The sequence below is a fragment of the Paenibacillus sp. FSL R7-0313 genome, from assembly GCF_037969885.1.
GTDB lineage: Bacteria > Bacillota > Bacilli > Paenibacillales > Paenibacillaceae > Paenibacillus.
Genome location: NZ_CP150219.1, coordinates 6,527,408 through 6,554,111, shown reverse-complemented (window position 1 = coordinate 6,554,111; position 26,704 = coordinate 6,527,408). Strand labels below are relative to the sequence as shown.

Here is a 26,704-nt window from a genome sequence, read left to right as displayed (position 1 = left end):
TTTTAATATTAATATTGGCCGGAGTTTATATGTTTGTCGCAATATTTATTGATTACGCTCGTATAGCGGCATTCAAGGTGCAGACCGAACGCATGACTCATGCTGCGATGAGATCCGTCATGTCAGCCTATGACACATCACTCCGGGAGTATGGTTTATTCGGGTATGGGGACAGCAGTGGGGATGCAATTATGGCTAAAGTACTGAATGATAGCGTGAAGCCTTCAGCTGTAAAAGATGGATTTCCCATTCTGGATATCCAGTGGGATACAACTTCGCTGAGCATGGAGCGTGAACTGGGCAGATACGATATATTTAATCGCCAGATTCAGGAGGACATGAAGTATCGGGCTCCGGTTGATTTTACCCTTGAAGTGATCAATCGGTTCAAACCGATGTCAGACGAGATGAAGGAAGCTGCGCACACGGTAGACTTGCTGAAAAAATTACAGAAGTTATATGACAAACGTGAAGAACTACTGGATGAAGTCATTGCTAATCAGACGGAATCCGCGGAGAAGCTGAAGAATCTTCCAAAGTTGATCATGGACCCGCCTTCACAAGTTATCTATGAAGAAATGTTGGAAGAAACACCAGAGACAGCTGCCGAGGCAGCAGCACGTTATGCAGATTATCTTAACAAGAAACAGGCGGATGAGGGATTGCCGTTCAGAGAGCAACGATACATATTGGAACTGGCTCGTTATCGGGCCGGTGTTGGTAATGTGGTGACAGGCATCAGCATGATCATGCAGCCCGCGTTACAGGCCCATCAAACGAAGCTGGAGGAAGCACAGTCGAAGATCGAAGAAGCACGCAAGATCAATGAGGAAATGAAACGTGTGATCGCGGAGGGGGAGAACCGTTCGGAGAATGCGAGCTATGACAACGTGGGCAACTCGAATTTGCCTGGAACGAGTCCTGTATCTGAAGGATCAGGCACTGAAGCTAAAAGTACACGTTCTCTTGCTTCGGAGCTTGTGAGGGCAGATAGCCTATTTGATCAATTGAAGGCACGGGTTGTTTCCCAGAATACGGACTTCTCTAACGTCAGAAGAGACAACATGGAATTGAATACACAGCTTCGCAGTGTCACAGGCATGAGCGGTGTTCCGATTAAACCGGCGGTCAGACAGGCAAGTCAGGTTACGGAGCGATATATGGACACCTATGTACGTAGCGGTCCTGCCAATCTCATCCTGCAAAGTAAGCAGCAGCTGGAGAGTGGTCGTGGGTCGGATGCCCAGCGCAAAGCGAATGACAAAGAATCCAAAGGGAAATTGAAGGATGTCAAACGAATCTTGTCGCAGATTCAGAATGGAAGTTCGGGTTCCATGGACGCTTTCAAACAGCTGGAGGAATATTACAACGCTAATATTGCTTTTAACGAGGCTAGTCGTGAGGAGGCCAAAAAGGCAGAGATTGCTGGTGATCCCTATGAGTCTGGTGGCGATGCCATGAAGGGAATGGACAGTTTGTTTGGCGGGATGTCCGGTCTGCTGGATAGTCTTGGCGACGAATTGTTCCAGAATGAGTATGCTCTAGCCTATTTCAATTCCATGGATTTTGGTCAACTATTTACCTGGACTGAAGGTGGTGGAGATGCTGGTGATGTCTTCAAATTGGAGAATCAGGAACTGGAGTATATCGTTTACGGGTTTCATAATCCATCGGGTAACATCGCTGCGGCATATGCGGAAATCTTCGGAATGCGTCTGGCTATTCGAACGGCAGAAGGGTTAATTGAGCACAGCAAGCTAGGGAACCCACTTCTGGTATTATCGGCGGCAATCTTATACGGGATTACAAACGCCATTGCCGATATGGTGAAACTAGCAAAAGAGGGCAGTGTGGAATTGTCCAAGTATATCAAGGTCAAATTGACGTATAGGGACCATCTTCGATTGTTCCTCTTGATGCACAGCAACAATGAACGCAAAATGTCCAGAATGCTGGCGCTAATTCGATTGAATACCGGTGTTAATCCAGATGAGAAACGGACGTATGCTTCGGGTAACATGCGTAGTAGCATCAAGCTGTGGTTTTTACCAGGGGTGGTTAGAAGCATAGGTGCAGTTATGGGTAGTGAGGATCAGGTTGAAGATGGGCGATTTTTCATTGAGAGGAAGGCGGATTATTCCTATTGAATGATCAGGATCGTTTTGGTGGAGGGATTATGGATAAGCAGCAACATTATGAAAAAGAAAGCATACAAAAGCAGATTCGTTTAACACGAATAATCAGATTGCAACGATTGAAGTCTTTGAATAAGCAGATATGTTCTCCGAAAAAGGAACAGGGCAGCATGGTTCTGGAAGCCTCACTGGTGTTACCTGTCTTTCTGTTCTTTATCATGTTTCTCATTTTCATTGTGCAAATGACTCTAATCTCCACAGCGCTACAGAGCACTTCAGGGGAAGCAGTAAAGCAATTATCAACGAAAATATATCCCGTTTCCCTGGCATTCACACCTTCTGATTCTGCCGGCGGAGAAGGTTCTGGAGGGGGTTGGAAGATACCAGAATTATCTCTGACGGAATGGGCAGAAGGTTATGCTTCTTCTCTACCTGAGCCATTAAGTGATTGGGTACGTTCAGCAGCGGCTAGTGGTGAACAGCCACTACAGGAGGTCAAGACATCCGTCTTGGAAACTGTACTTGATCCCACGGTAAAACCGCTGCTTCAACCATTTATCGAGCCAACGCTGCTGAATATGGAACGTGTTCATGTGAATGGCATTTCGATACCTGATCTAAAAAACAAAACAAATCCATATTTCCGACTTGAACTGAGTTATGAATTGCCGGTAAAAGTTCCCTTTCTCAGTAAACCGCTACGGATTCAGGCTGCTGCGGCAGAACGGGTATGGATTGGAGATACCGGAGAAGGATCAGATGGCAGCGCAGGAGACGGGGATACTGCGGGTTCAGCAACGGTACTGTCGAAGCCTGACCCGGCTTACATAGGCAACAATGCAACGATCAAGGTGAAGGTAGAACCAGGAGCGACAGCCAACTTAACGATATTTTACAAGTCAGGTGAAAGTTCTGCGAAGCACATTGGCTGGGCCACCGCAGATGAGAATGGAATTATTGAATGGAACTGGTTTGTTGGTACTCGGACAACCGAAGGAACATGGAGTTTTGTTGTTGAGACAGGGGACGGTGCCAAGACGGAGACTACGTTTACCGTGGCATCCAGAAAATAAGGAAGGGGATGATGGAGGTGGAGTGGTTTTACATAGTCTGTGGCATTTACATTATTGCAGCTTTTATTACAGATATTCGTTCCATGAAAATTCCAAATCGATTGACTTTACCTGTGACTGTTGCAGGCGTACTGGCCCATATCATATGGGGAGGTTGGGATGGTTTTTTGTTCTCAGCCGCTGGATTTGCAGCAGGTTTTGGCATTTTGTTTCTGATGTATGCGATTGGGGCCGTAGGAGCAGGAGATGTGAAATTGTTTGGTGGGATTGGCGCATGGACAGGGCTTGCTTTTGGCATTCATGTCATTATTTACTCCGTTTTGTATGCGGGAGCCATTGGTTTAGTGATACTTCTATTCCGCAAGGACTCAGCGAAACGGATTCGGGGTATGGCAGGCAGTCTTGCAGGTTTTTTCATGCTCGGTTCGCTCAAGCTGGTAAATAAAGAGAAGACATTGAAGTTTCCGTTTATGCTGGCGGTGTTACCTGGATTTATCACGGTCCTTGTCTCAGGACTTTTCCCTTGATATCAGGAGTCTGGAAAACGTTAGGATAACAGCGATCGAAGATAGCACTGCGATTGGAGTGGAAGAGTGTGGTGTATTGTAACTCAACTTATATCAACTAAACTTTTTACACGAGAACGGAGAGGACGGAAAAAACCTGAAGAAGCGGAGCTAAAAGCTTTCTGAAAGAAAGCTGCATCGGAAGCATATGCTTCGCCTTTATCCCCGGATTTTCCCCTTTACAAAGGGAATCAAGAAATCTGGGGATAACAGCGATCGGAAGGTTGTTCCGTCATCGAAGTACCCAGTGTAACTTTCTTTAGTTGATCCTATATAGCAACGGAAAGAGAGGATTGGCATGTATGGATTAACGAGAGATTTTATTCGTAACGGTGGAGCGTTCATGGTTTTGGAAAAAGCAGAAGGGTTACGAATGGAGGAATTGAGCCGGGTGCAGATGGGGATGTTGTCCTCCAATCAGATTCCGCGACTTCTTCCTGTTCATATTCGGGAAGTCGATCGAAATGTAACTTTGCAGTACGACATATCAGGGTACAAGATGTTATCTCAGATGTTAAAGTCAGGCAAAATCAAGTTGCGTGTTCTGTATGGTCTGTTGTTTCAACTAGCCGATGCCTTTATGGAATGCCGGCAATATATGCTGGAGCCACGTAAATTATTGATCCAGGAAGAGTACTTGTTCATCAATGGTTCATTGGAACAGGGTGAGCTTGGGATGGTATATGTACCAGTCATGGATAGGGTTGAAGTTGATCCAACATCTCAGCAATTCCGTGAGCTGGTGATCAGGCTGATGGCACATGTACAGGAACTGCAGGGAGAAGGCATTCAGAGTGTTCTGCAGTTATGTGACAACGAACGCTGGGATATCAGACAGTTGCGAGAGCTTCTGCTGGAATTATATGCTGACGAGCAAGAGAATGGAGGAAGCGCAGCATTTCTCTCGTCCAGAACTTCGGAAACCTTCGATGATTCAAGAGGTAATCTTCATTTGTCGATTTCTGAGCGGGATAGCAGATTAGCCAATTCTCGATCATATCAACCCGGTGCTCCTGTTCAAAATGCTGCTGTGGAGCCACAACTAAATTTCCGACATCCGCAGAAAACGAGCAAATCCCAGGTTGAAGACATTCCGGTGAGATCTCGAACCTTTACAGGCAGGCGCTCATCTGAGCAATCTTCATTAGAGAGATCAAACAGCATTGATCAGGGACTGAGTAATCGGTATGATTCTCTAGAGCGTGTTGATATGGAAGTAGAGGAGAAGCCCGGTTCTTCCAAAGTAACCTATATGATATTGGGCTGCATGGTTGTCATGGCATTGGTATGGAGATTTATTTACATGGAGCAACCGGGACAGACGCAGATGATCCTGTGCATGGTACTAAGCCTTGGCTTGCTTGGTGTAGCAGGATGGACGTGGAAGCGCAAGGGAAGTCCTCATAATGACGCAAAGAATAAGAGGCCTTTTTCATTTAATTTAGGTAAGAACAAAGGCAAGCAAACGGAAGAGGATGAGGAATTATTTCAGGAAAGTTGGCGCTGGAATGCAGCTGAAAGGCCAGCAGAACGCATAAATCAAACAGTTGCATCCGCCTCAGAAGGTGGTAGCGAGCATTCTCGTTATCAAAGTCTGCATATGACACCTGAACACTCCGAACCACCGATCGTTCAGCGTCATGTGGAAACGGTAGCTTCAACTTCAGAGCTAATTCGACAGGATGCAGTTGCGGAGGCAACCGTGAATTTGCAGAATCTGAGTGGAGGTAATGTTATAGGGGCAGGCCCGGTGATGGCGTCTTATTATCTTGAACGAAGATCTGGAACCGGTGACCAACATGAACGGATGGATGTGAAAGGAGCATCTTTTGTCATCGGAAGATCAGCAGACATGGTTCAGTGGGTGGACACAGCGACCGGCGTGTCCCGTGCTCATGTGGAATTGAGCCGGAACAAATCGGGCTATGTGATTAAGGATCTGGGTTCCGTCAATGGCACCGTTCTTCAGGGCAATATTCTTGCTCCGTATAAGGAGTATCCATTGGCGGATGGAGACACATTTACACTTGCGGAATCAGTTTACACCTATCGGTCGGTTGGATAAGACATAGTTCAATCTCGTGGTACAATCAGTCGGATAAGCCACGGTGCTTCAGATCTTCAAGAGCCTGTGTTAATGTTGGGAAGGTGAACTGGAATCCGTGGTCGAGAGCTTTTTGCGGAATGACTCTCTGCCCCTGAAGCACGACAACGGATAGTTCTCCGACCAAGGTTTTAATTAGGAAGCTGGGTACGGGGAACCAATGAGGGCGATGATACACCTTGCCCACCGTGCGACCGAATTCATCATTGGTGACAGGGTTTGGTGAGGAAGCATTGACCGGACCTGATACTTGTTTATTTTGAATGCTAAAATCAATGAGTCTTACGATATCCATAATGTGAATCCAGCTAGTCCATTGCTTGCCACTGCCGATTTTGCCACCAACACCCAGCATGTAAGGAAGTTTCATCAATGGAAAAGCCCCTCTTTTATGTCCAAGAACCAGACTTACCCGAATTTTAACGAGTCTTACATTTTTGATTGCATCTGCAGCAACTTCCCATTGTTCCGAGACCCGGGAAGGGAAATTCATTGATTTTTGCGGACTATTCTCGTCAAAGGTTTCGTTAGGGGAGGTTCCATAGATGGCCATGGCCGAAGCCTGAACGACCACTTCCGGCTTTTGTTCTAGGGATTCCACCAATCGGGCTACCCGCGCTACGGTCGTGACTCTGGATTCAACAATCTCCAGCTTCGCCTTGGTTGTCCAACGTTGATTCAGCGTTTCTCCGGCAAGGTTAACGAGAGCGTCCATACCTTCCAGCAAGTGAGGTTGTTCTTCGACTTGTTCCCACGATATATATGAAAGATTTTTACTTGGATTATGCAAGTCAGGCAGTTTTCGTGTAATAACTTTCACATGGTGCCCGGCTTGCAGCCAGTAATCTACAAGTGCTCCTCCCACAAATCCGGTACCTCCACAAATGGCAATTTTCATATCAAACATCCTCTCTGATTTTCACTGCGCTGATATATACCGTTGAATCGACAAACAGCCCCGTGCGGTAAGCAATGCCTGTTGGGAACAACTTACCTGACGGAGCATATCTGTATCTAATTAACCAAATCCATATGCCACTTAACTCATCTTTTATTTTATTTAATCAAATGTTGATAAGGGGAATAATCGATTTTGTTTTTCTCCAAAAATTTCACCAAAAACTTATTATCCCGCTTCGGTGTGGCAATAATGTATCCTTTAATGCAATGATCTCTCGATACTTCCGTTGCGTTGTCTTCGACTGCAATTTTACCAATCTCTGCAGCAATGGAATGTTTGGCGATGTCACGAAATGGCCCAGGTACAGGCTCCACGAGTTGATCCAAAAAAGCTTTGGCTTCATCAGTCCACAAGTGACGGCTGGCTTCAACCCAATAATTCTGCCAATCCAGTTTGGACTTTCCGTCTGCTTTTGGTAGCACTTTTAAAAACTTGCGCATCATGAAAAATCCACCGATACACATGCTGCCAAGCAATACAAAAGTCCAGAATGCGATTGTATTCATAAACCAATTGCTGGGGGAACTGCTGGTCAGTATCATCGCGTAGGAGTCGAAAATCATTGCGGAGTCACCTCGGTTCATTGATTTTCACGGAAAGACGGATTCCGCCTACCCATGTTCCACATATTAGCTGTTAAAAATAGCCTCTATCCCGAATTATAGCGCATTTCTAGATTTATTTCGATAATCGCGTTAGAATAAGGGATAATTCAGATTAAGGGGGATCAATAATGCTGAAAATCGGCTCCCACGTGTCCTTTTCGGACAAGGGATTATTGAGTGCAACGAAGGAAGCGTCCTCGTACGGTTCCAGTTCGTTTATGATATATACGGGTGCACCACAGAATACACGTCGCAAGCCAATTGAATCCATGTATATTGAAGAAGGCAAGCTTGCCATGCAAGAGGGTGGAATGGAAGATATCGTTGTCCATGCACCGTACATTATTAATCTTGGTTCATACAAAGATAACACGTATAGACTGGCTGTAGATTTCCTTCAGGAAGAGATCCGTCGTACACATGCCATTGGTGTGAAGAACATCGTATTACATCCCGGCGCATTTACAGACAAAGATGCCCACTATGGGATCGGACGGATCGCAGAAGGGTTGAATGAAGTGCTGGAGGGTGTGAAAGAGACAGATGTGAACATCGCTCTGGAGACCATGGCTGGCAAAGGTACGGAGATGGGACGCAGTTTTGAAGAGATCGCACAGATCATCGAGAAAGTAACGTATAACGAGCGCCTCACTGTGTGTATGGATACATGTCACATTCATGATGCCGGATACGATATTGTTAACGATATTGACGGTGTACTGGAACAATTCGATCGTACAGTAGGACTTGACCGCATTGCCGTAATGCATATTAATGATAGTAAGAATGCTGTGGGTGCGCACAAGGACCGTCATACACCAATTGGCTCCGGCTGGATCGGGTTTGAGGCGATTAACCGCATCGTCAACCATGAGAAGCTTCAAGGACGTCCATTTATTCTGGAGACACCTTGGATTGGTAAAGAGGCCAAGACACAGCGTCCAATGTATGAGGTGGAGATTGCCCTGCTTCGTGGGGATGTTGCCGGTCGATTCGGCCAGGATTTCCTGACAGAAGTAGAACAGTTGCAACACTTTTTCAAAGGTAAAGAGATTGAGTCTCGTTCGTATATTCTGGATGTGTGGACATTGCTCAAAAATGATGCCAAAGCCAAAAAGGCAGATCCGCGCGAACCGCTGGAACGCCTCTATGACATGGTGACTGAAGCTGCACTGTTCCCGCATTTGAATGAAGAACAACTGAATCATCGCTTGATTGCCTGGCTTGCGGGTTAACCCCCGCAGGTCATGGCTTAATTGAAGGAGGAAGAATAACCCGATGGAGATCCACGCTAAACAAGTACGCCCTGATTCTAAAAACCGCGCCAATCGTGCGCGCATGCTTATTTCCTGTCCAGATGGTCCAGGAATTGTTGCTGCCGTATCTCATTTCCTGCACCAGCATGGTGCAAATATTGTTCAGTCGGACCAGTACACCATGGACCCTGCTGGCGGCATGTTCTTTATGCGGATTGAGTTTGATCTTACGGAATTGCTCCACAACCTGCCGAAACTGGAAGCTGATTTTGCAGAAGTAGCAAGCCGTTTTCAGATGGAATGGACGTTATCTGCGGTTAGCCGCAAGAAGAAACTGGCTATCTTTGTATCCAAAGAAGATCATTGTCTGGTTGAATTGTTGTGGCAATGGCAGGCAGGCGACCTGGATGCCGATATTGCGCTTGTGGTCAGCAACCATCTGGACATGAAGGACTATGTAGAATCATTTGGCATTCCATATCATCATATTCCGGTTACAGCAGATACCAAGAAAGAAGCAGAACAGCGTCAACTGGACGTCATTGGCAATGATGTGGATGTGATTATTCTGGCTCGTTACATGCAGATCATCTCTCCCATGTTCATTGAGCACTACCGTAATCGAATCATTAATATCCACCATTCGTTCCTGCCAGCCTTTGTGGGTGGTAAACCGTATGCGCAGGCGTACAACCGTGGTGTCAAAATTATCGGTGCGACAGCGCACTATGTTACGGAAGAACTGGATGGCGGCCCGATTATTGAACAGGATGTGCAGCGTGTAAGCCACGGGGACGATGTAACCGAGCTGAAGCGTATTGGACGTACCATTGAGCGGGTTGTGCTTGCACGTGCCGTGAAATGGCATGTCGAAGACCGTGTTCTTGTTCACGAAAATAAAACCGTTGTATTTTAAGCTCATGCTTTAATACTGTGCAAGGTTGATTCGGAACCACGTAATAGACTAACAAAAAGGCGACCCTAATTCGTTTACGAAGCGGGAGTCGCTTTTTTTGCATTCATAATATACTTTCCGCACAAGCCAAGCACAATACCAAACAGCAGATGTCCTACAATCCAGTAGAAGATGGCGGCCACATCGTACAGGTCTGGAACACGTGATGACAATTGAGAGAGTGGAATGTAGAGCAGGGATGAAGCGGCACCGAGCAAGAATCCTTTGAACATGGGACGCCCTGTGCGCCGTATCCACCACAGATAGAAGATGCCAATCACAACGGAAATAACTAGATGCAGAGAAAATTCAATCAATTCGGGTAAGGTTGGCGGAAGACCAGGTACAAAATCAATATTCAGCAGCAGGGTATATACTTGTTCACCTGTGTTGGCCTGAATCACTTTAAGGAAAAATCCCAGGATAACTCCCGAGAGAACCCCCGTTAAAATACCGGATATCCAGGGTAATGAGTGTTTTACCGATGTTGATGGGTGAGCCGCAGGATCTGGCATGATCGCAACCTCCTATGATTGACGTATGTACATCTGAAAAGTAAACCATAGCCCAATTTTCGAATCCATATTCAGGAACATTATATGTGAATTGAGGATGAATATCTAAAAAATGCATGGTTTTCAGGTTAAAGGTTATACTTCATGCGATGGATTTGTGAGGCTCCTTAAGTCTGCTTTTGGAATTTAGTACCTTTTAAAGTACGATTTTTGCTTGATTGGCCAAGGATTATTCATCACAAACAACCGATTTTTCACGAACTTCTAAAAGAAGGTTATGGAAAAGCTTCACGCCAAGTGATACAATACAAAAGTGAATAAGTCAAAATGAAACACTCAAGCGGATTCACTTATTGTGAAATTCGGTTTGCTTGTATGATGAGAGGGATTCGCTTGCGCACCCGACTTATCTAAAGACATGAGGAGGACAAACCATGACTGACAAGAACGAAGCGATTCAAAAGGACGAGAACACTACAATCGACAACCTGTCGATTACGACCGTACGTACTTTGGCGATTGATGCAATTGAGAAGGCAAATTCCGGACATCCGGGTATGCCTATGGGCTCCGCTCCAATGGGGTACCAACTTTTTGCAAAAACGATGACTCATAACCCGGACCACCCAACTTGGGTTAACCGGGACCGTTTTGTCCTGTCTGCAGGACATGGCTCCATGTTGCTGTACAGCTTGCTGCACCTGAGCGGATATGATCTTCCAATGGAAGAACTGAAACAGTTCCGTCAATGGGGAAGCAAAACACCGGGTCACCCGGAATTCGGACATACTGCAGGTGTTGATGCAACTACCGGCCCACTGGGTCAAGGTATTGCAATGGCTGTAGGTATGGCGATGGCTGAAGCTCAACTGGGCGCAACATACAATAAAGACAAGTTCAACGTAGTTGACCACTACACTTACGCAATCTGTGGTGATGGTGACTTGATGGAAGGCGTATCGCATGAATCAGCTTCCCTGGCTGGACGTTTGCACTTGGGCAAATTGATCATGTTGTTCGACTCCAATGACATCACGTTGGATGGTAAATTGGATCTGTCTTCTTCCGAAAGCATCGCGAAGCGTTTTGAAGCTTATGGCTGGCAAGTGCTGCGCGTTGAAGATGGTAACGATCTGCCTGCAATCGAAAAAGCAATTCAGGAAGGTCAAGCAGATACACTGCGTCCTACACTGATTGAAGTTAAAACGGTTATCGGTTACGGTAGCCCGAACAAACAAGGTAAAGGCGGCCACGGCGGTACTCACGGATCTCCACTGGGTGCAGACGAAGCCAAATTGACTAAAGAGTATTACAAATGGGTTTATGAAGAAAACTTCCACGTACCAGCTGAAGTTCGCGATCACTTTGCACAAGTGAAAGATCGTGGTATCTCTGCTAATAAAGCTTGGGACGAGAAATTTGCCGAGTACAAAAAAGCATATCCTGAGCTTGCAGCTCAATTCGAAACAGCGATTAACGGCGACCTTCCAGAAGGATGGGACCGTGATCTTCCTAAATATGCAGCAACAGACAAAGCGCTCTCCACTCGTGTAGCATCCGGTAACGCTCTGAACGGTCTGGCACACAACGTGCCACAACTGACAGGTGGATCTGCTGACTTGGAAAGCTCCACAATGACTCACTTGAACAACCTGGAGAACTTCACACCTGAAGATTACTCCGGCCGTAACATCTACTTCGGTATCCGTGAATTCGGTATGGCTGGAGCAATGAACGGTATGGCACTGCACAGCGGTGTGAAAGTATTCGGAGGTACGTTCTTCGTATTTACCGATTACCTGCGTCCGGCTGTTCGTCTGGCTGCCCTGATGGGATTGCCTGTAACGTATGTTCTGACTCACGACAGTATCGCTGTTGGTGAAGACGGTCCTACGCACGAACCGATCGAGCAATTGGCATCCCTGCGTATCATTCCTAACCTGACGGTTATTCGTCCGGCTGACGGTAATGAAACTTCGGCTGCTTGGGCTTACGCGCTTGAGAACAAGAGCAACCCGGTTGCACTCGTACTCACTCGTCAAAACCTGCCGATCCTCGAAGGTACCGTTGAAGGTTCACGTGAGAACGTGAAACGTGGTGCTTATGTTGTCTCTGATGCAAAAGATGGCAAAGCGGTAGCACAAATCATCGCTACAGGTTCTGAAGTGCAATTGGCTGTTAAAGCTCAAGCAGCACTTGCAGAACAAGGCATCCAAGTTCGCGTAATCAGCATGCCAAGCTGGGATCTGTTCGAGAAACAAGACAAAGCTTATAAAGAGTCCGTTCTTCTTCCGGATGTTAAAGCTCGTCTTGCAATTGAAATGGCTTATCCAATGGGCTGGGAGAAATATGTTGGCGATCAAGGTGACATTCTCGGAATCAGCACATTCGGTGCTTCCGCGCCTGGCGACCGTGTTATCCAAGAGTATGGCTTTACAGTGGACAACGTGGTTAGCCGCGTAAAAGCATTGCTGTAATAGAGGTTGTTCAAAAAGTCTGCTTTTGATTACGAAGGATGCCTCACGGCATCATCAGCATCGAATATGGGATTCAGCCGAAATGTCCGTTGCTCACGTAGTTTTCTCCTACGCTCTGCTACTCCATTTCTAGCTTCATCCCATCTTCTCGGTACTGAAAACCTGACTTTTTGAACACGCACTTAAAGCTTCATAAACGCTGCTATGGTTGGGAGGGCATTATGCTGTCCTGATCCATGGCAGCAAGTTATTTCCGCAGAACATGGGCGGTGAGTCGTTATCGCCCTGATCTGTTTTGCCTTTTGTTTTCATTAACTTCAGGGGAGCGGGTACGCATGTCACAATTCGATCAAGTCAGTGTAGTGAAAGAGGCCAACATTTATTATGATGGTCAGGTAACCAGCAGAACGGTTATTTTGGGGGATGGCAGCAAAGTGACTCTGGGCATCATGCTTCCAGGCAGTTATGAGTTCGGTACGGATTCTCGTGAAATTATGGAGATTCTGTCCGGAGATCTGAAAGTATTGCTTCCCGGAGAAGAAGAGTGGCAAGAGATTCAAGGTCAAGCTACGTTCCACGTGCCTGCCGAATCCAAATTTAAACTGGAGATACGCAGCGTTACTGACTACGTCTGCTCGTACCCGGCGGAATAACATAAGAAGGGTAAGCAGAACCGCAACCTGCGGATTCGGTTTACCCTTTTTACTTCTTGAATTCTAACGACAAAGTTCGAGCTGCAAGCTTGTCAGCCCCGTGGATTTGAAGTATCCTTAAGGCAAGTTGTTTAGAATGGAATACGGACATAATATAAGAGGTTGTTCAAAAAGTCCGCTTTTGATTACAAAGTTTGAACACGCACTATAATCGAAATCAGGAGGTTTTTGAGATCATGGCTAAAAAAGTGACATTTGACTATAGCACGGCATTGCAATTTGTAAATCAGCACGAAGTGGATTATTTCGCAGAACCGATTCGTCTGGCTCACGAGCAGCTTCACAACGGAACAGGAACAGGCTCCGATTATCTGGGCTGGATTGACCTGCCAACAGCTTATGACAAAGAAGAATTTGCCCGCATTCAAAAAGCGGCTGCCAAAATCCAAAGCGATTCCGAAGTACTGATTGTTATCGGTATCGGTGGATCATACCTGGGTGCACGTGCAGCGATTGAAATGTTGACACATTCTTTCTATAACAATCTGCCAAAAGACAAACGCAAAACGCCTGAAATCTATTTTGCAGGAAACAATATCAGTTCCACATATGTAACTCATTTGCTGGATCTGGTTGAAGGTAAAGATTTCTCCGTAAATGTAATTTCCAAATCCGGTACAACAACAGAGCCAGCAATTGCATTCCGTATCTTCCGTGCAGCACTGGAAGAGAAATACGGTAAAGAAGAAGCACGCAAACGCATCTATGCTACAACAGACAAAGCGCGCGGTGCACTGAAAGAACTGGCAAATGCAGAAGGATACGAATCTTTCATTATCCCTGATGATGTTGGTGGACGTTACTCCGTTCTGACAGCTGTAGGTTTGCTGCCAATCGCAGCAGCGGGTATCAGCATCGAAGAAATGATGCAAGGTGCGGCTGATGCATCCAAAGAATACAGCAACCCGAACGTAGCAGAGAATGAGGCTTATCAATATGCTGCTGTTCGTAACGCTTTGTATCGCAAAGGCAAAGGCACGGAGATTCTTGTAAACTATGAGCCTTCCCTGCACTTCGTGTCCGAGTGGTGGAAACAACTGTTTGGAGAGAGTGAAGGTAAAGACTACAAAGGAATCTATCCAGCATCTGTTGATTTCTCTACAGATTTGCACTCCATGGGTCAATTCATCCAGGAAGGTAGCCGGAATATCTTCGAAACTGTTATCCAGGTTACTGAAGTTGCTGAGCATATCTCAATCAAATCTGATCCGGACGATCTGGATGGTTTGAACTTCCTTGAAGGCAAAACTATGGACTTTGTTAACAAAAAAGCGTTCCAAGGAACACTGCTTGCACATACAGATGGTCAAGTACCAAACCTGATTGTGAACATTCCAGATATGACTCCATATTCTTTCGGATATCTGGTATACTTCTTTGAAAAAGCATGCGGTATCAGTGGCTACTTGCTGGGCGTCAATCCATTTGACCAACCAGGCGTGGAAGCTTACAAGAAAAATATGTTCGCATTGCTGGGCAAACCAGGCTTTGAAGAAGAGAAAGCAGCGCTCGAAGCGAGACTTTCCGAATAATTCATCGGTCTGCTCATATAGTTGAATAAGGTAATGTAAATCTAACCGGGAATCACTGTTCAAGTAAGATGCAGGGTTTCCCCGGATGTAGATAACCAGGGCAGTTCGTCCGCGTTCGCGCGGTGAACTGCTTTCTTGTAAAATGGACTCAGGAAAAGATCAGAAAGTTGGATTTAGGATGATTGAACGTTATCGCACGGTTCGAGGACCGGGCAATCTGGAAATTGTAATCAAGAAGTCGCGATTTATCGGTCATATTATGCCGGTCACGACAGAGGAAGAAGCTGTTGCTTTTATTGATGAGATCAAGAAAAAACATTGGAATGCGACTCACAACTGCTCTGCGTACATGATTGGGGAGCGGGATGAGATCCAGAAGCAATCCGATGACGGGGAACCCAGCGGAACAGCAGGGAAACCCATTCTTGAAGTGATCAAAAATCAGAAATTAAAAAATGTGGCAATTGTAGTTACGCGATACTTTGGGGGAATTATGCTTGGAGCCGGTGGGTTAATTCGTGCTTATACGGATGGTGCTGTAGCAGCCATTGAAGCCGGAGAAGCCATTACCAACGTGCTGCATCGTGAAGTGTTTGTTGAACTGGATTATACGTGGCTGGGTAAAGTGGAAAATGAGTTAAGAAGCCGGGAAGTCCGTACAGGTGAAACTGGATTCACCGATAAGGTTACGTTGACTTGTCTTCCGCCGGATAGTGAAACCGAGGCATTTATAGCCTGGATCACGGATTTGACGCAAGGGCAATCCCGGATCACGGAGGGACAGCGGCTTTATTTTATTGAAGGGGAATAAAATATATGGCTAGAAGAGCAGTCGAACAGGAGTTGTCGAGGGAGCGGATACTGGAGGCGGCGAGGCACCTTTTTATTACCAAAGGATACCGCGCCATTTCGATGCGAAGCATCGGCCAGCATCTGGGCTATAGTCATGGGTCGCTGTATTATCACTTTAAGGAAAAGGCAGAGCTGTTCTATGCCATCGTGGTTGAAGATTTTAATCATCTGGGGCATTTGCTGCTGCAAGCTATGGTCAGGCCGGTTCGTGATGATGTGAGCAAGGTAGAGCACATTATGATGGAGTTTATTCGCTTTGGTCTGGAGAATCCATACCAATACGAAATCATGTTTATGATCAGGGACGAAGAACTGTTGTCTTATTGTCGTACCGAACAGGGACGTTGCTTCGAATTGTTTGCATCGATTATAAGGCAGTATATGAATGAAGAGAACTGTACGGAAGAGGATATTCAAAGAGTACCGCGTACGCTATTTTTGGCTATGCACGGATTCATTTCTTATTACATTCAGGACCGTTTAACGTTTGTGGAGATTGAATCGTCTGCGCTGTCTCATGTCAAAGTGCTGTGCCGCAATCTGGGTCAGCAGCCTGGCGTCCAATAATGGCGCTATTGTTGCACCCCTACACTTCAGGGCGGTGATTTGTCATAACTTTAATTCTTTATAACGTTATCTCGCGAAAGTTAATATGCGCAGCAGACCAAGTCAGGCGGCTCCGACCCGAAATGAGGGTGGACCGCCTGTTTGTGTTTGCAAAAATGAATGAGTAGGTGGCAGGTCTAATGGACCCAACTAGCCTTCCATAATTTTGAGAAAATATTCCCGCTCACGTGGTCCATCGAATTCGCAAAAGTAAATGCCTTGCCAGCGGCCAAGCAGCAGCCTGCCTTCGTGAATAATCACAGTCTGTGATGGCCCTGTTGTAATGGATTTGAGGTGAGAGGCTGTATTGCCTTCGGCATGTCGATACTCGGGATGCTCCCAAGGGTACACTTCGTCCAGGCGCAACAAGACATCGTGTTTCACATCCGGGTCTGCATTTTCATTGATGGCTATACCGGCCGTCGTATGTGGACAGTAGATGAGCACCGTCCCATTCTGCACCCCGCTACGCTGGACAACCTGCTTCACGTCCCATGTGATATCCTTCATTTCATCTCGTGTGGAAGTGGATATATTCTTCGTATATAACATGTTAAATCACTCCTTAGGATCTCATTTCTTACCCTCGATTGTACCTTAACCACTACATACCAAACAAACCACATATGCAAGGTGAAAGAGCAAATCGCATGATAACGGAGAGGACAGAAATAACCTGAAGGGATTTTATTAATTGATCTCGGATGTGCCCCAATTTTATTCAATAAAAGCATTGACGATTAGCACTGCAAACTGGTAAAGTATCAGAAAAGCAAAACCAAGTAGACTAATGGGAATAATATTAAAGCAATATCATCCAACTTAGGAAAAATGTCGTATTGAAGCCAGGAAGACTGCCGACCGGAGTTAAAGCCGGAGGCTGGGAGGGAACGCAGCAATGAATACCGTTCTTCGTCATAAGGGATGGACTTGGGGATTTCGCAGTACCGTGTTGTTATATTTTATCGTACTTATTGTACTTCCAATCATCGGTGTGTACGTCAATTCCTTCTCTGAAGGATGGAGCAACTTTGTTCAGAGCATTATGGACCCCATCGCGTGGAAGGCCGTACTGCTGACCATTCGGCTGGCCGTCATTGCCACGCTGATTAATGTGGTTTTGGGCACGATGATCGCCTGGGTTTTGACAAGGTATCGCTTTGTGGGCCGATCGTTTCTAAACAGTCTGGTTGATCTCCCGTTTGCACTGCCAACAGCGGTGGGCGGCTTGATGATTATGCTGCTTTTGGGTCCGGTCAGTGTCATCGGGAAACTCGCAGAATCCATGGGATTTGAGATTGTATTTCACCAGCCTGCCATTGTTATCGCGATGACCTTTGTCACGTTTCCGTTTGTTATCCGTGCAGTGCAGCCTTTGTTGGAAGAAATTGATCCTTCCGAGGAAGAGGCCTCGTACACGATGGGGGCATCCAAGGCTCGCACGTTCATGCAGGTTATTCTGCCTTCCATGGCACCTGGCATGATCAGTGGGGGGATGCTCGCTTTCTCCAGAGGACTGGCTGAATTCGGGGCTGTTGTGCTGGTGGCTGGTAACATTCCAGGAAGAACACTGACCGCTTCCGTATTTATCTACGGGGAGATTGAAAGTGATAATCCAACGGGAGCCGCCGCTGTATCCGTGTTGCTCCTGACGCTCTCCTTCCTGATCCTCTGGCTGATCAATCTGGTGCAGATGCGGGGGAGAAGACGATGAGACGACTGTTAATCGGACTGACGTTTGCGGTATTTATTGTACTCCTGATCATCCCGCTTGGACGCATTTTTATTGGCGCATTTGAAGACGGGGCAGGTGGATTCCTGAAAGGGTTAATGCGCCCTGAGGCGTTACATGCCTTGATGATGACCGGACTGGTTGTTCTGGTGGTCACCCTGTTAAATACATTGTTTGGCATCATGATGGCTCTGTATCTGGTTCGTGCCGGATGGCTGAGTGAACGGATAAAAGGGCTGCTGAACAGCATTGTAGACCTGCCTTATGCCGTATCTCCTGTCATTGGCGGTTTGATGATTGTGTTGATGTTGGGACCTAACAGCATTATGGGTGCTTTTTTTGAAGGGATTGGATTCAATGTGGTCTATGCCTTCCCAGGTATGGTGATCGCAACGTTATTTGTTACCTTTCCACTGATGGTCAGAGAGGTTATGCCTGTCCTGCAGGAACTCGGTTCTCAGCAAGAGGAGGCCGCATCTACACTTGGCGCTTACGGCTGGAGAACGTTCTGGAGTGTGACATGGCCTTCGATCCGCTGGGCGGTAGTGTATGGTCTAGTCTTGACGGTTGCGCGCTCGCTTGGGGAATTCGGTGCAGTGCTGGTTGTATCCGGTAATATTATGAACAAAACGCAGACTGCAACAACCCTGGTGTATCAGGATGTTGAGAATTTTAATGTAGCTGCCGCAAATGGTGTGGCATTGGTGCTGGTCACCTTCTCCGTCGGGCTGCTGCTTATGATGGAATGGGCCAAGAAGCGAAAGGAAGTGCATTGATATGCATGTAGAAGTCCGTGATTTGAACAAACATTTCGGTGATTTTCATGCGGTAAAAGATGTCTCATTCGATATTGCCAAAGGCCATCTGATCGGTCTGCTTGGGCCCAGCGGAGGCGGAAAAACGTCCATTCTGCGGATGCTGGCGGGTCTGGAGAATCCGGGTTCCGGAGAGATTCGATTTCATGGAAAAGTCGTGAACCATCTTCCTCCACAGGAGCGGGGCATCGGATTTGTATTCCAGAACTATGCCTTGTTCAAACATATGACGGTATTTGAGAATATCGCCTTTGGACTCAAGGTCAAGAAGACGCCAAAAGCCCAGATCCGTGATCGGGTTATGGAACTGGTTGAATTGACTGGGTTAAAAGGTTTCGAACAGCGCTATCCGCATCAGCTGTCTGGTGGGCAGCGTCAGCGTGTGGCTTTTGCCAGAGCACTCGCCCCGGAGCCACAGCTGTTATTGCTGGATGAACCGTTCGCGGCTATTGATGCGAAGATCCGTCAGGAACTGCGTTCATGGTTACGGGAGCTAATCGAGCGAGTGGGAATCACTTCGATCTTTGTAACGCATGACCAGGATGAAGCAATTGAAGTCGCGGACGAAATTATGATTATCAGCCAGGGTCGTCTGGAACAGAAGGGCACACCTTGGGATATCTACAAAAACCCGCAGACACCGTTTGTCGCTACATTTATCGGGGAGTCTACAGTTGTGGAGGATGCTTCCCAGCTGAAAGGATTCGAACATGCCGTTGAGGGTGAACATACCAAAGCGCTTATTCGACCGGAGTATATTGAGATCGGCTTGAAAAACGAGTTCACCATGTTGTCTGCAACGGAAAAAGGTACAGTCAAACATCTTCATTTCCGCGGCAGTGAATGGATGGTAGAGGTGGACGTACAGGGGCACAAATTAATTACCTATCGTTCCCTGGAGAAAACGACATTGGAGATTGGTCAACAGATTCGCGTCCTTGTACACCGTGCATACCTGTTCAATGACTCAAACAGTTGGGTGGTTGAGAACCGACTGAAGGAAGATCCGATGCCGGTGATGATTTAGATCAAGTGGAAGAAGGGGGCTGCCCATGCAGACGAGGAAGAAAAAAGCCATACTCTTATATGTTGCCCTCATGCTTCTGCTCGTCTGCATGACCGCTGGATGCAGCAAGCAGGAGGAGTCAAGCGAACAGAACGAGTCCGCTGGTAACGATTCATCCAATACGCTGGTGATTGGTGCTTATAGTGTAGCGAAAGATGCTGTAGGCGAATTGCTGCCCAAGTTCCAGGAGGAGTGGAAGGCGAAGACTGGACAGACAATTAACTTCCAGGAATCCTATGAAGCTTCGGGTACACAGGCCAGAGCCATCGTTGGTGGATTCGAGGCTGATGTGGCCTTGCTCGCGATGGAGAGTGATATCGAGAAGCTGGTCAAAGCCGATCTGGTTAGCTCCGATTGGAAACAGACCCCTAATGAGGGCATGATCACCCGTTCGATTGTTGTTCTGGGTACAAGAGCAGGCAACCCGCTCGGAATTCATGATTTTCAGGATTTAACCAAGCCGGGAGTGAAGGTGCTCTACCCTAATCCAAAGACATCCGGGGGCGCACAATGGGACATTAATGCCATCTACGGTGCTGGATTGAAACTGTCGGAAGAGCAAGAGGGGAAGAAAGATCCTGCCGCAGCCAAGGCTTTTCTCGAACAGGTACATCGTAACGTTGAATCATTGGACAAGAGTGGGCGTTCTTCGATGGCGGCATTCGAATATGGTGTGGGTGATGTAATCGTCACGTATGAAAATGAATTGCTTGCCCGGATTGCCAAAGGTGTAGATTATGACATCGTCATTCCGAAAAATACGATCCTGATTGAGAACCCGGCAGTTGTGGTGAATAAATATGCCGATAAACATGGGAATCGTGAATTGGCGGAAGCTTTTGTCGCATATCTGCGTACACCAGAAGCACAGCGCATTTTTGCCAAGCATGGTTTTCGTTCAGTAGATCCGGATGTATTTGCACAGACCGAGTCGACATTCCCAACGCCTGAAGGACTGTTTGATATCAACTATCTGGGTGGATGGGACGAGGTACGCAGTACGTTGTACTCCAAACGCGGTGTGTGGTATCAGGTGCTTGCGGGAATCTAACTGAACCTAGTAGTACCAGGTTTTTTCCTGAATCATACAATCATTATAAAAACCTTCAATTCACGGAACAATGTGAATTGGAGGTTTTTTGAATAGATGGACAATAATGCGATTTCTTTTAAAACCGATAGGTTAAGTTGGAAAAAAGCGTTGCTTTTTGTCGAATCCTTGCTATACTAGCTAACAGAACGTTAATTTACAGCGAGGGGAAATATCATAATGAAATCTAAAAAAATATGGCTGTCATTGATGCTGGTTCTGGTTGTTGCGGTCATGAGTGCATGTGGCAGCAGCGGAGATAAAACCAGTTCTTCGTCTAATACGGGTTCAAATACAGCTTCTACTGATGATGGGCAACCGAAAGATGGCGGTAGCATCATTATTGCGGTTCAAGATGATCCTAAAGTAATGAATCCAATCTACGCGGGTGACCGTGTAACGTTGACGATTGATCAATCTTTGTATGCTCCACTGTTCAATGTAAACGATGGCAAAAAAACATATGTGCTTGCAGAGAGCGACAGCTTCTCTGATGATCACCTGACCTATACATTGAAGCTGAAGGATGGCCTGAAATGGCATGATGGACAGCCCCTGACGGCGGACGATATCGTGTTCACAATGGACAGTATTCTGGATGAGAATCAACACAGCTCTTCCCGTAGTCAATACATTTTTGATGGCAAACCGGTTAAAGTAACAAAGGTGGATGACCTGACAGTGACGTTTGAATTGCCGGAAGTGTCTGCTGCCTTTGAAGGCGCGCTTGTATCCTTCTCTCCGATCCCGAAACATATCTTTGAAGGGGAAGCCGACATTGAAAAAAGCGACAAAAATAACAATCCGATCGGTTCCGGTCCGTTCAAGTTTAAAGAATATCGTCCAGGCGAATATGTAACACTGGAACGTTTTGACGATTATTTTGCAGGTAAAGCACATCTGGATAGCGTAACGTACCGTGTAGCGAAAGATCCAAATGCAGCGAACCTGGCTCTGCAAAATGGTGAGATTCAAATGCGTATGGTCGACACACAGGACTACAACAAATTGAACGATACAGGCAAATTTAACATGCTGACTTATCCGGAAGGCCGCTTGCAGTATATGGTGTTCAACCTAAACGTTCCTGCGATGCAAAATAAAGAAGTTCGTCAAGCGATTGCGTATGCTCTGGATAAAAATGAACTGATTACCGCTTCGTATTCTTCAGCTGACTTTGCTGAACCGGCTCCGTCGATCCTGACACCGGACACATTGTACCAAACCGATGATGTCGAAAAATACGATTACAACCTGGAGAAAGCCAAGCAACTGCTGGCTGATGCAGGCGTAAGCAACCTGAAATTGCGTCTTGCTTATACGAACACAAACAAACCACAAACAAGCCAAGCCCTGTACATTCAGCAAAAACTGAAAGACGTTGGGATTGAAGTGGAATTGCTACCAATGGACGGAACAGCGTATGGTAATCGTACGTTGGATATGAACAATACAGACTTTGAACTGTCTTTTGGTGGATACATCATGGGTTACGAGCCGGATGCCTACAAATCCCTCTTCCTGAGCGATGCAGCGTATAACTACTCTCATTACAAAAATGCTGATTTTGACAAGCTGTGGAATGAAGCAGCCGTTCAAATTGATGAAACCAAACGCGGAGAATTGTACAAACAAATCCAACAAACCGTAGCAAATGAAATGACGGTGTATCCAATTGCTTACACGAAAGCTGTAGTTGCTGTAGACAACACATACGGCGGTGTTGAGGATGCAAATCCGAAACCTGTCGTGATGCTAGAAGATTTGTCCAAACTCTTTAAAAAATAAGTAACAAGCCAATAACGCCGGCCGCGAGGCCGGCGTTGATTCGGAGGTGTCCATGTGAACAACTATATTATCAGGAGGATCGCACAAGCGATCCCTCTTCTATTTGTAATCTCTATCGTGTCGTTCACCTTGATCAAGCTGGCGCCGGGCGATCCGGTACTTTCTTTTGTAACCCCGAATATGGGGGCAGAGGATGTAGAACGCATTCGGCAGAATCTCGGACTCGACCAGCCGATGTACGTGCAATATGTAGTTTGGCTCAAAAATGTCTTGACCGGTGATCTTGGGTATTCGCTCGTAAACCATCGTCCGGTTGCCCAGATGATCATTGAACGTCTTCCTGCTACGTTTGGTTTAATGGGGGCGTCACTGTTATTATCTTTGCTTATTTCCATTCCGTTGAGCATGATTGCGGGCTCACGCCAGAACAGTTTGTTTGATCGGGGTCTCAGTCTGATCTCCTATATCGGGATTTCCATTCCGAGCTTCTGGTTTGGTATGATGCTGATCTATTTCTTTGCGGTAGAACTACATTGGTTGCCCAGCATGGGCATGCGGACCATCGGTGTGGATTCGGCGTGGGATATCATCAAACATGGTATTCTACCATGCACGGTCCTGACCTTCATGAATGTGTCGGTATACATGCGATATATTCGTTCGAATACCATTAGTCAGCTGGAGGAGGACTACGTTCAGATCCAGTATGCTTACGGTGCTACCAGAGGCACGATTTTACTTCGACATGTTCTTAAAAATGTACTCCTGCCCGTCATCACGATTCTCGGTATGTCTTTGCCAGAACTGATTGCCGGAGCATTTATTACGGAATCCGTGTTCTCGTGGCCAGGTATGGGTTCACTTGGAATTTCAGCGGTACACGGGTTGGATTATCCGATTATTATGGGTATTACGATGATATCGTCTGTACTGCTGGTAGTCGGAAACCTGGTAGCAGATATTTTATATGGCGTGGTAGATCCACGAATTAAGACAACGGGGTGAGACAACATGAATTCAATGCGCTGGCGTAATTTACGGACGCAGTTCAGGCACCAGAAGCTGGGCCTTGCGGCTGTCATCATATTGGGCATATTTGTGCTCGCATCCCTGTTTGCCTTTCTGTCTCCCCATGATCCCAATGAAATTGTCGTCATGGAGCGATTGCAGCAGCCAAGTGCCGATCACTGGTTCGGTACAGATGATTACGGAAGAGATTATTTGGCCCGTGCGTTATACGGAGGTCGGGTCTCTCTTGCTGTAGGTTTTCTCTCTATGGCGATTGCAGTCATAGTGGGTACACTTGTTGGTACAGTAAGTGGCTTCTTTGGCGGATGGGTGGATAATACGTTGATGCGAATCGTGGATGTGCTGATGTCCATTCCATCCTTCTTCCTGATGCTGATCCTGAACGCGTACCTCAAGCCTGGAATCGGTACGATAATTATCATTATCGGGGTGTTGAGCTGGATGAACATTGCCCGTATTGTCAGGGCAGAAGCGATGTCGGTTAAGCAGAGAGAATATGTTCTGTATGCGAAGGTATCCGGACAGAAGCCGGGCCGCATCATTATGAAACACATCATCCCCAACATTATGCCAACGATTATAGTAGCAGCAACAATCAATATCGCAGGTGCCATTCTAATGGAATCATCACTGAGCTTTCTCGGTCTAGGCGTGAAACAGCCGAACTCTTCCTGGGGCAGCATGTTGAATGATGCGCAGGGCTTTATCAGCGAAGCGCCGTATATGGCGATCTTCCCAGGGCTGTTTATTCTGCTCACCGTGTTATCTTTCAACTTCCTCGGTGATGTGTTCCGTGTAGCCTTTGAGCCAAAAGCAAACAAGCGTTAAAATATGACTGCCCATATAACTTGTACACAGCGGGGTGAATACAACAATGACAGATTTATTATCAGTCAGACAACTAAAAACGTCCTTTGCAACTCGGGAAGGAGAGGTACAGTCTGTCCGAGGTGTGAGCTTTACTTTGAATGAAGGTGAGGTGGTTGGACTGGTCGGGGAATCTGGCAGTGGCAAAAGTGTAACGGCCCGATCGCTTATTCGATTGATTCAGCCACCGGGACAGATTACGGATGGGCAGATTTTGTTTCGCGGAGAAGATCTGCTGACCAAGTCAGAAAAAGAGCTGCGCCAAATCAGGGGGAACCATATCTCTATGATTTTTCAAGACCCGATGACATCTCTCAATCCGGTAGTACGTGTAGGCAAACAAATGACAGAAGTAATTCGCCGTCACCGAAAAATGGACAAGGTAGCCGCACGTAAGGAAGCGATTGAATTGTTGCGTTCAGTGGGCATACCTTCTCCTGAAAAACGGATTGATCAATATCCACATGAGTTCAGTGGTGGAATGAGACAACGGGTGATGATCGCCATAGCTCTGTCTTGCAAGCCAGAGCTTCTGATCGCCGATGAGCCAACAACAGCGTTGGATGTGACCATCCAGGCACAGATTTTGCAGTTGATGCAGGAGCTGAAGGAGTCTACACAGACATCCATTTTGATGATCACGCATGATCTGGGTGTTGTTGCTCAGGTCTGCACACGGGTCATCGTGATGTATGGTGGATTGATTATGGAAGAGGGGCCGGTGGAACGCATTTTCGCTCATCCACAGCATCCCTATACCCAAGGACTGCTCCGTTCCATTCCGAAGCACGGCGAGGAAGGTGGACGCCAGCGGCTGGCAACCATTGAAGGTACACCGCCCAATCTGCTTCATCCACCAACTGGATGTCCGTTTATGGAACGTTGCCCACACGCCATGGAGGTATGCAAGCAAATGCCTGTATATACCGAGACTGCACCAGGTCACAGAGTGCTATGCTGGTTGCTGGATGACCCGGCTAGCGAACAGCATCAAGTACAAGCGAGATTATCAGCAGAGGGGGTGGAGAAATGAGTACTGGAATAGATCAGCGTGAAGTATTACTCGATGTGCGTGGATTGAAAAAGTATTTTCCGGTGCGCGGAACTGGAAAAGGCAAAGAGGTACTAAAAGCTGTGGATAATGTCAGTTTCCATATTCACAAGGGAGAGACGTTTGGACTTGTGGGTGAGTCTGGTTGTGGCAAATCAACCACTGGGCGCAGCATCGTTAGACTTTATGATGTGACAGATGGAAGCATTATGTTTGGTGGGCAAGATGTTGCCAAGATGAATGAACGCCAGTTGAAGCCATTTCGCAAACGGATGCAGACGATTTTTCAGGACCCATATTCTTCACTGAATCCGGGAATGAACGTCTTGCAGATTATTAGCGAACCGATGGAGATCCATAATTATGCTTCCAGAGCAGAGATGAAGGGCCGGGCACTTGATCTGATGAATCGGGTTGGCTTGAAACCTGAACACGCAGAACGATACCCGCACGAGTTTAGTGGAGGTCAGCGCCAGCGGATCAGTATTGCCCGGGCATTGTCGGTGAATCCAGAGTTTATTTTGTGTGATGAGCCGTTGTCCGCGCTGGATGTATCTGTTCAGGCACAGGTGGTTAATATGCTGGAGGATTTACAGGCAGAGATGGGATTGACCTATTTGTTCATCGCACATGATCTCTCGATGGTACGTCACATTTCGAACCGAATCGGTGTAATGTATCGCGGGAAACTGGTTGAAGTCGCACCGACCGAAGAACTGTACCGTAATCCGGTACATCCGTACACGCAGGCATTACTAGCAGCAATTCCTGTACCTGATCCAAGTGTGCGTAACGAGATGCCTCCGATCTATAGTAGCGATACGGATTCCTCCGCACGGGGACGAGACGAAGAGCCTGAATGGATGGAAGTGTCGCCGGGACACTTTGTCTCTGGCTATCGGGACAGGATATAATA

General features: G+C 46.7%; 24 protein-coding genes. 20 read left to right on the top strand and 4 right to left on the bottom strand.

Features of this window, described 5'->3' with window-relative positions:
• The first annotated feature begins 29 nt into the window (after positions 1 to 29).
• The 4 genes from NSQ38_RS28735 (at position 30) to NSQ38_RS28720 (ending at position 5,839) form a co-directional block, all read left to right on the top strand.
• Positions 30 to 2,147 carry a hypothetical protein gene (locus tag NSQ38_RS28735; RefSeq protein ID WP_339785499.1) on the top strand — a complete coding sequence of 706 codons (2,118 nt, stop codon included), beginning with the start codon at positions 30 to 32 and terminating at the stop codon, positions 2,145 to 2,147.
• Entirely contained in the window at positions 2,144 to 3,208 is a 1,065-nt protein-coding gene (locus NSQ38_RS28730; RefSeq protein WP_339785497.1) for a pilus assembly protein, read from the top strand. The genes NSQ38_RS28735 and NSQ38_RS28730 overlap by 4 nt, the downstream gene beginning before the upstream one ends.
• 17 nt (positions 3,209 to 3,225) lie before the next feature.
• Positions 3,226 to 3,735, top strand: a complete 510-nt coding sequence (locus NSQ38_RS28725) for a prepilin peptidase (protein ID WP_339785494.1) — start codon at positions 3,226 to 3,228, stop codon at positions 3,733 to 3,735.
• Between the two features lie 337 nt (positions 3,736 to 4,072).
• Positions 4,073 to 5,839, top strand: coding sequence for a DUF6382 domain-containing protein (locus tag NSQ38_RS28720; RefSeq protein WP_339785492.1), 1,767 nt, complete (start codon positions 4,073 to 4,075; stop codon positions 5,837 to 5,839).
• A gap of 25 nt (positions 5,840 to 5,864) precedes the next feature.
• Here the strand turns inward: NSQ38_RS28720 and NSQ38_RS28715 are convergent, their stop codons facing one another.
• Both NSQ38_RS28715 and NSQ38_RS28710 read right to left on the bottom strand, forming a co-directional pair.
• The gene (locus tag NSQ38_RS28715; protein ID WP_338592247.1) at positions 5,865 to 6,776 is read right to left on the bottom strand and encodes a TIGR01777 family oxidoreductase; all 912 of its coding nucleotides are present in this window, start codon (positions 6,774 to 6,776) and stop codon (positions 5,865 to 5,867) included.
• Between the two features lie 158 nt (positions 6,777 to 6,934).
• Positions 6,935 to 7,402 (bottom strand): DUF2621 domain-containing protein, encoded by a 468-nt coding sequence (locus NSQ38_RS28710; protein WP_339785490.1) that lies wholly within the window; start codon positions 7,400 to 7,402, stop codon positions 6,935 to 6,937.
• A 170-nt stretch (positions 7,403 to 7,572) separates the two neighbouring features.
• Here NSQ38_RS28710 and NSQ38_RS28705 point away from each other — a divergent pair, with 170 nt between their 5' ends.
• Positions 7,573 to 8,679, top strand: coding sequence for a deoxyribonuclease IV (locus tag NSQ38_RS28705; protein WP_315938224.1), 1,107 nt, complete (start codon positions 7,573 to 7,575; stop codon positions 8,677 to 8,679).
• A 43-nt stretch (positions 8,680 to 8,722) separates the two neighbouring features.
• Positions 8,723 to 9,616 (top strand): formyltetrahydrofolate deformylase, encoded by an 894-nt coding sequence (purU, locus tag NSQ38_RS28700; protein WP_339785488.1) that lies wholly within the window; start codon positions 8,723 to 8,725, stop codon positions 9,614 to 9,616.
• 74 nt (positions 9,617 to 9,690) lie between these two features.
• On the opposite strand, the gene NSQ38_RS28695 is transcribed toward purU, so the two are convergent.
• The gene (locus tag NSQ38_RS28695; protein ID WP_339785484.1) at positions 9,691 to 10,170 is read right to left on the bottom strand and encodes a hypothetical protein; all 480 of its coding nucleotides are present in this window, start codon (positions 10,168 to 10,170) and stop codon (positions 9,691 to 9,693) included.
• A gap of 434 nt (positions 10,171 to 10,604) precedes the next feature.
• Here NSQ38_RS28695 and tkt point away from each other — a divergent pair, with 434 nt between their 5' ends.
• From tkt to NSQ38_RS28670, 5 genes are all read left to right on the top strand, one after another.
• Positions 10,605 to 12,647 (top strand): transketolase, encoded by a 2,043-nt coding sequence (gene tkt, locus NSQ38_RS28690; protein WP_289391539.1) that lies wholly within the window; start codon positions 10,605 to 10,607, stop codon positions 12,645 to 12,647.
• A 335-nt stretch (positions 12,648 to 12,982) separates the two neighbouring features.
• Complete coding sequence (locus tag NSQ38_RS28685) at positions 12,983 to 13,300, top strand: pyrimidine/purine nucleoside phosphorylase (RefSeq protein WP_017689983.1); 318 nt, start codon at positions 12,983 to 12,985, stop codon at positions 13,298 to 13,300.
• Positions 13,301 to 13,536: 236 nt separating this feature from the next.
• Positions 13,537 to 14,892 (top strand): glucose-6-phosphate isomerase, encoded by a 1,356-nt coding sequence (locus NSQ38_RS28680; protein WP_017689982.1) that lies wholly within the window; start codon positions 13,537 to 13,539, stop codon positions 14,890 to 14,892.
• Between the two features lie 178 nt (positions 14,893 to 15,070).
• The gene (locus tag NSQ38_RS28675) at positions 15,071 to 15,703 is read left to right on the top strand and encodes a YigZ family protein (protein WP_036669098.1); all 633 of its coding nucleotides are present in this window, start codon (positions 15,071 to 15,073) and stop codon (positions 15,701 to 15,703) included.
• Between the two features lie 5 nt (positions 15,704 to 15,708).
• The gene (locus tag NSQ38_RS28670; RefSeq protein WP_017689980.1) at positions 15,709 to 16,311 is read left to right on the top strand and encodes a TetR/AcrR family transcriptional regulator; all 603 of its coding nucleotides are present in this window, start codon (positions 15,709 to 15,711) and stop codon (positions 16,309 to 16,311) included.
• A 189-nt stretch (positions 16,312 to 16,500) separates the two neighbouring features.
• Here the strand turns inward: NSQ38_RS28670 and NSQ38_RS28665 are convergent, their stop codons facing one another.
• Complete coding sequence (locus NSQ38_RS28665) at positions 16,501 to 16,902, bottom strand: secondary thiamine-phosphate synthase enzyme YjbQ (RefSeq protein ID WP_091033577.1); 402 nt, start codon at positions 16,900 to 16,902, stop codon at positions 16,501 to 16,503.
• A gap of 346 nt (positions 16,903 to 17,248) precedes the next feature.
• On the opposite strand from NSQ38_RS28665, the gene cysT reads away from it, so the two are divergent.
• The 9 genes from cysT to NSQ38_RS28620 all read left to right on the top strand — a co-directional run bounded on the left by cysT (position 17,249) and on the right by NSQ38_RS28620 (position 26,702).
• Positions 17,249 to 18,064: a sulfate ABC transporter permease subunit CysT gene (gene cysT, locus NSQ38_RS28660; protein ID WP_076209445.1), complete on the top strand. Its 816-nt coding sequence runs from the start codon at positions 17,249 to 17,251 to the stop codon at positions 18,062 to 18,064.
• On the top strand, positions 18,061 to 18,858 hold the full coding sequence (locus tag NSQ38_RS28655; RefSeq protein ID WP_017689977.1) for a sulfate ABC transporter permease subunit: 798 nt from the start codon (positions 18,061 to 18,063) through the stop codon (positions 18,856 to 18,858). Before cysT ends, NSQ38_RS28655 begins: the two co-directional genes overlap by 4 nt.
• A gap of 1 nt (position 18,859) precedes the next feature.
• Positions 18,860 to 19,924 (top strand): sulfate ABC transporter ATP-binding protein, encoded by a 1,065-nt coding sequence (gene cysA / locus NSQ38_RS28650; protein WP_036610770.1) that lies wholly within the window; start codon positions 18,860 to 18,862, stop codon positions 19,922 to 19,924.
• Between the two features lie 25 nt (positions 19,925 to 19,949).
• On the top strand, positions 19,950 to 21,014 hold the full coding sequence (locus NSQ38_RS28645) for a sulfate ABC transporter substrate-binding protein (protein WP_339785482.1): 1,065 nt from the start codon (positions 19,950 to 19,952) through the stop codon (positions 21,012 to 21,014).
• Positions 21,015 to 21,233: 219 nt separating this feature from the next.
• On the top strand, positions 21,234 to 22,841 hold the full coding sequence (locus NSQ38_RS28640; protein ID WP_339785479.1) for an ABC transporter substrate-binding protein: 1,608 nt from the start codon (positions 21,234 to 21,236) through the stop codon (positions 22,839 to 22,841).
• 54 nt (positions 22,842 to 22,895) lie between these two features.
• Complete coding sequence (locus NSQ38_RS28635) at positions 22,896 to 23,846, top strand: ABC transporter permease (RefSeq protein ID WP_339785477.1); 951 nt, start codon at positions 22,896 to 22,898, stop codon at positions 23,844 to 23,846.
• Positions 23,847 to 23,852: 6 nt separating this feature from the next.
• Positions 23,853 to 24,698: an ABC transporter permease gene (locus NSQ38_RS28630; RefSeq protein WP_339785474.1), complete on the top strand. Its 846-nt coding sequence runs from the start codon at positions 23,853 to 23,855 to the stop codon at positions 24,696 to 24,698.
• A gap of 46 nt (positions 24,699 to 24,744) precedes the next feature.
• Positions 24,745 to 25,770: an ABC transporter ATP-binding protein gene (locus NSQ38_RS28625; protein WP_339785472.1), complete on the top strand. Its 1,026-nt coding sequence runs from the start codon at positions 24,745 to 24,747 to the stop codon at positions 25,768 to 25,770.
• Positions 25,767 to 26,702: an ATP-binding cassette domain-containing protein gene (locus tag NSQ38_RS28620; RefSeq protein ID WP_339785469.1), complete on the top strand. Its 936-nt coding sequence runs from the start codon at positions 25,767 to 25,769 to the stop codon at positions 26,700 to 26,702. The genes NSQ38_RS28625 and NSQ38_RS28620 overlap by 4 nt, the downstream gene beginning before the upstream one ends.
• Positions 26,703 to 26,704: the final 2 nt, after the last annotated feature.

Coding starts and splice junctions, on each gene's coding strand:
- NSQ38_RS28665 (WP_091033577.1), bottom strand. CDS start 16,902: ATGTTATATACGAAGAATATATCCACTTCCACACGAGATGAAATGAAG.
- NSQ38_RS28625 (WP_339785472.1), top strand. CDS start 24,745: ATGACAGATTTATTATCAGTCAGACAACTAAAAACGTCCTTTGCAACT.
- NSQ38_RS28630 (WP_339785474.1), top strand. CDS start 23,853: ATGAATTCAATGCGCTGGCGTAATTTACGGACGCAGTTCAGGCACCAG.
- NSQ38_RS28680 (WP_017689982.1), top strand. CDS start 13,537: ATGGCTAAAAAAGTGACATTTGACTATAGCACGGCATTGCAATTTGTA.
- NSQ38_RS28715 (WP_338592247.1), bottom strand. CDS start 6,776: ATGAAAATTGCCATTTGTGGAGGTACCGGATTTGTGGGAGGAGCACTT.
- NSQ38_RS28670 (WP_017689980.1), top strand. CDS start 15,709: ATGGCTAGAAGAGCAGTCGAACAGGAGTTGTCGAGGGAGCGGATACTG.
- cysT (WP_076209445.1), top strand. CDS start 17,249: ATGAATACCGTTCTTCGTCATAAGGGATGGACTTGGGGATTTCGCAGT.
- NSQ38_RS28720 (WP_339785492.1), top strand. CDS start 4,073: ATGTATGGATTAACGAGAGATTTTATTCGTAACGGTGGAGCGTTCATG.
- purU (WP_339785488.1), top strand. CDS start 8,723: ATGGAGATCCACGCTAAACAAGTACGCCCTGATTCTAAAAACCGCGCC.
- cysA (WP_036610770.1), top strand. CDS start 18,860: ATGCATGTAGAAGTCCGTGATTTGAACAAACATTTCGGTGATTTTCAT.
- NSQ38_RS28675 (WP_036669098.1), top strand. CDS start 15,071: ATGATTGAACGTTATCGCACGGTTCGAGGACCGGGCAATCTGGAAATT.
- tkt (WP_289391539.1), top strand. CDS start 10,605: ATGACTGACAAGAACGAAGCGATTCAAAAGGACGAGAACACTACAATC.
- NSQ38_RS28695 (WP_339785484.1), bottom strand. CDS start 10,170: ATGCCAGATCCTGCGGCTCACCCATCAACATCGGTAAAACACTCATTA.
- NSQ38_RS28640 (WP_339785479.1), top strand. CDS start 21,234: ATGAAATCTAAAAAAATATGGCTGTCATTGATGCTGGTTCTGGTTGTT.
- NSQ38_RS28645 (WP_339785482.1), top strand. CDS start 19,950: ATGCAGACGAGGAAGAAAAAAGCCATACTCTTATATGTTGCCCTCATG.
- NSQ38_RS28685 (WP_017689983.1), top strand. CDS start 12,983: ATGTCACAATTCGATCAAGTCAGTGTAGTGAAAGAGGCCAACATTTAT.
- NSQ38_RS28705 (WP_315938224.1), top strand. CDS start 7,573: ATGCTGAAAATCGGCTCCCACGTGTCCTTTTCGGACAAGGGATTATTG.
- NSQ38_RS28735 (WP_339785499.1), top strand. CDS start 30: ATGTTTGTCGCAATATTTATTGATTACGCTCGTATAGCGGCATTCAAG.
- NSQ38_RS28655 (WP_017689977.1), top strand. CDS start 18,061: ATGAGACGACTGTTAATCGGACTGACGTTTGCGGTATTTATTGTACTC.
- NSQ38_RS28710 (WP_339785490.1), bottom strand. CDS start 7,402: ATGATTTTCGACTCCTACGCGATGATACTGACCAGCAGTTCCCCCAGC.
- NSQ38_RS28620 (WP_339785469.1), top strand. CDS start 25,767: ATGAGTACTGGAATAGATCAGCGTGAAGTATTACTCGATGTGCGTGGA.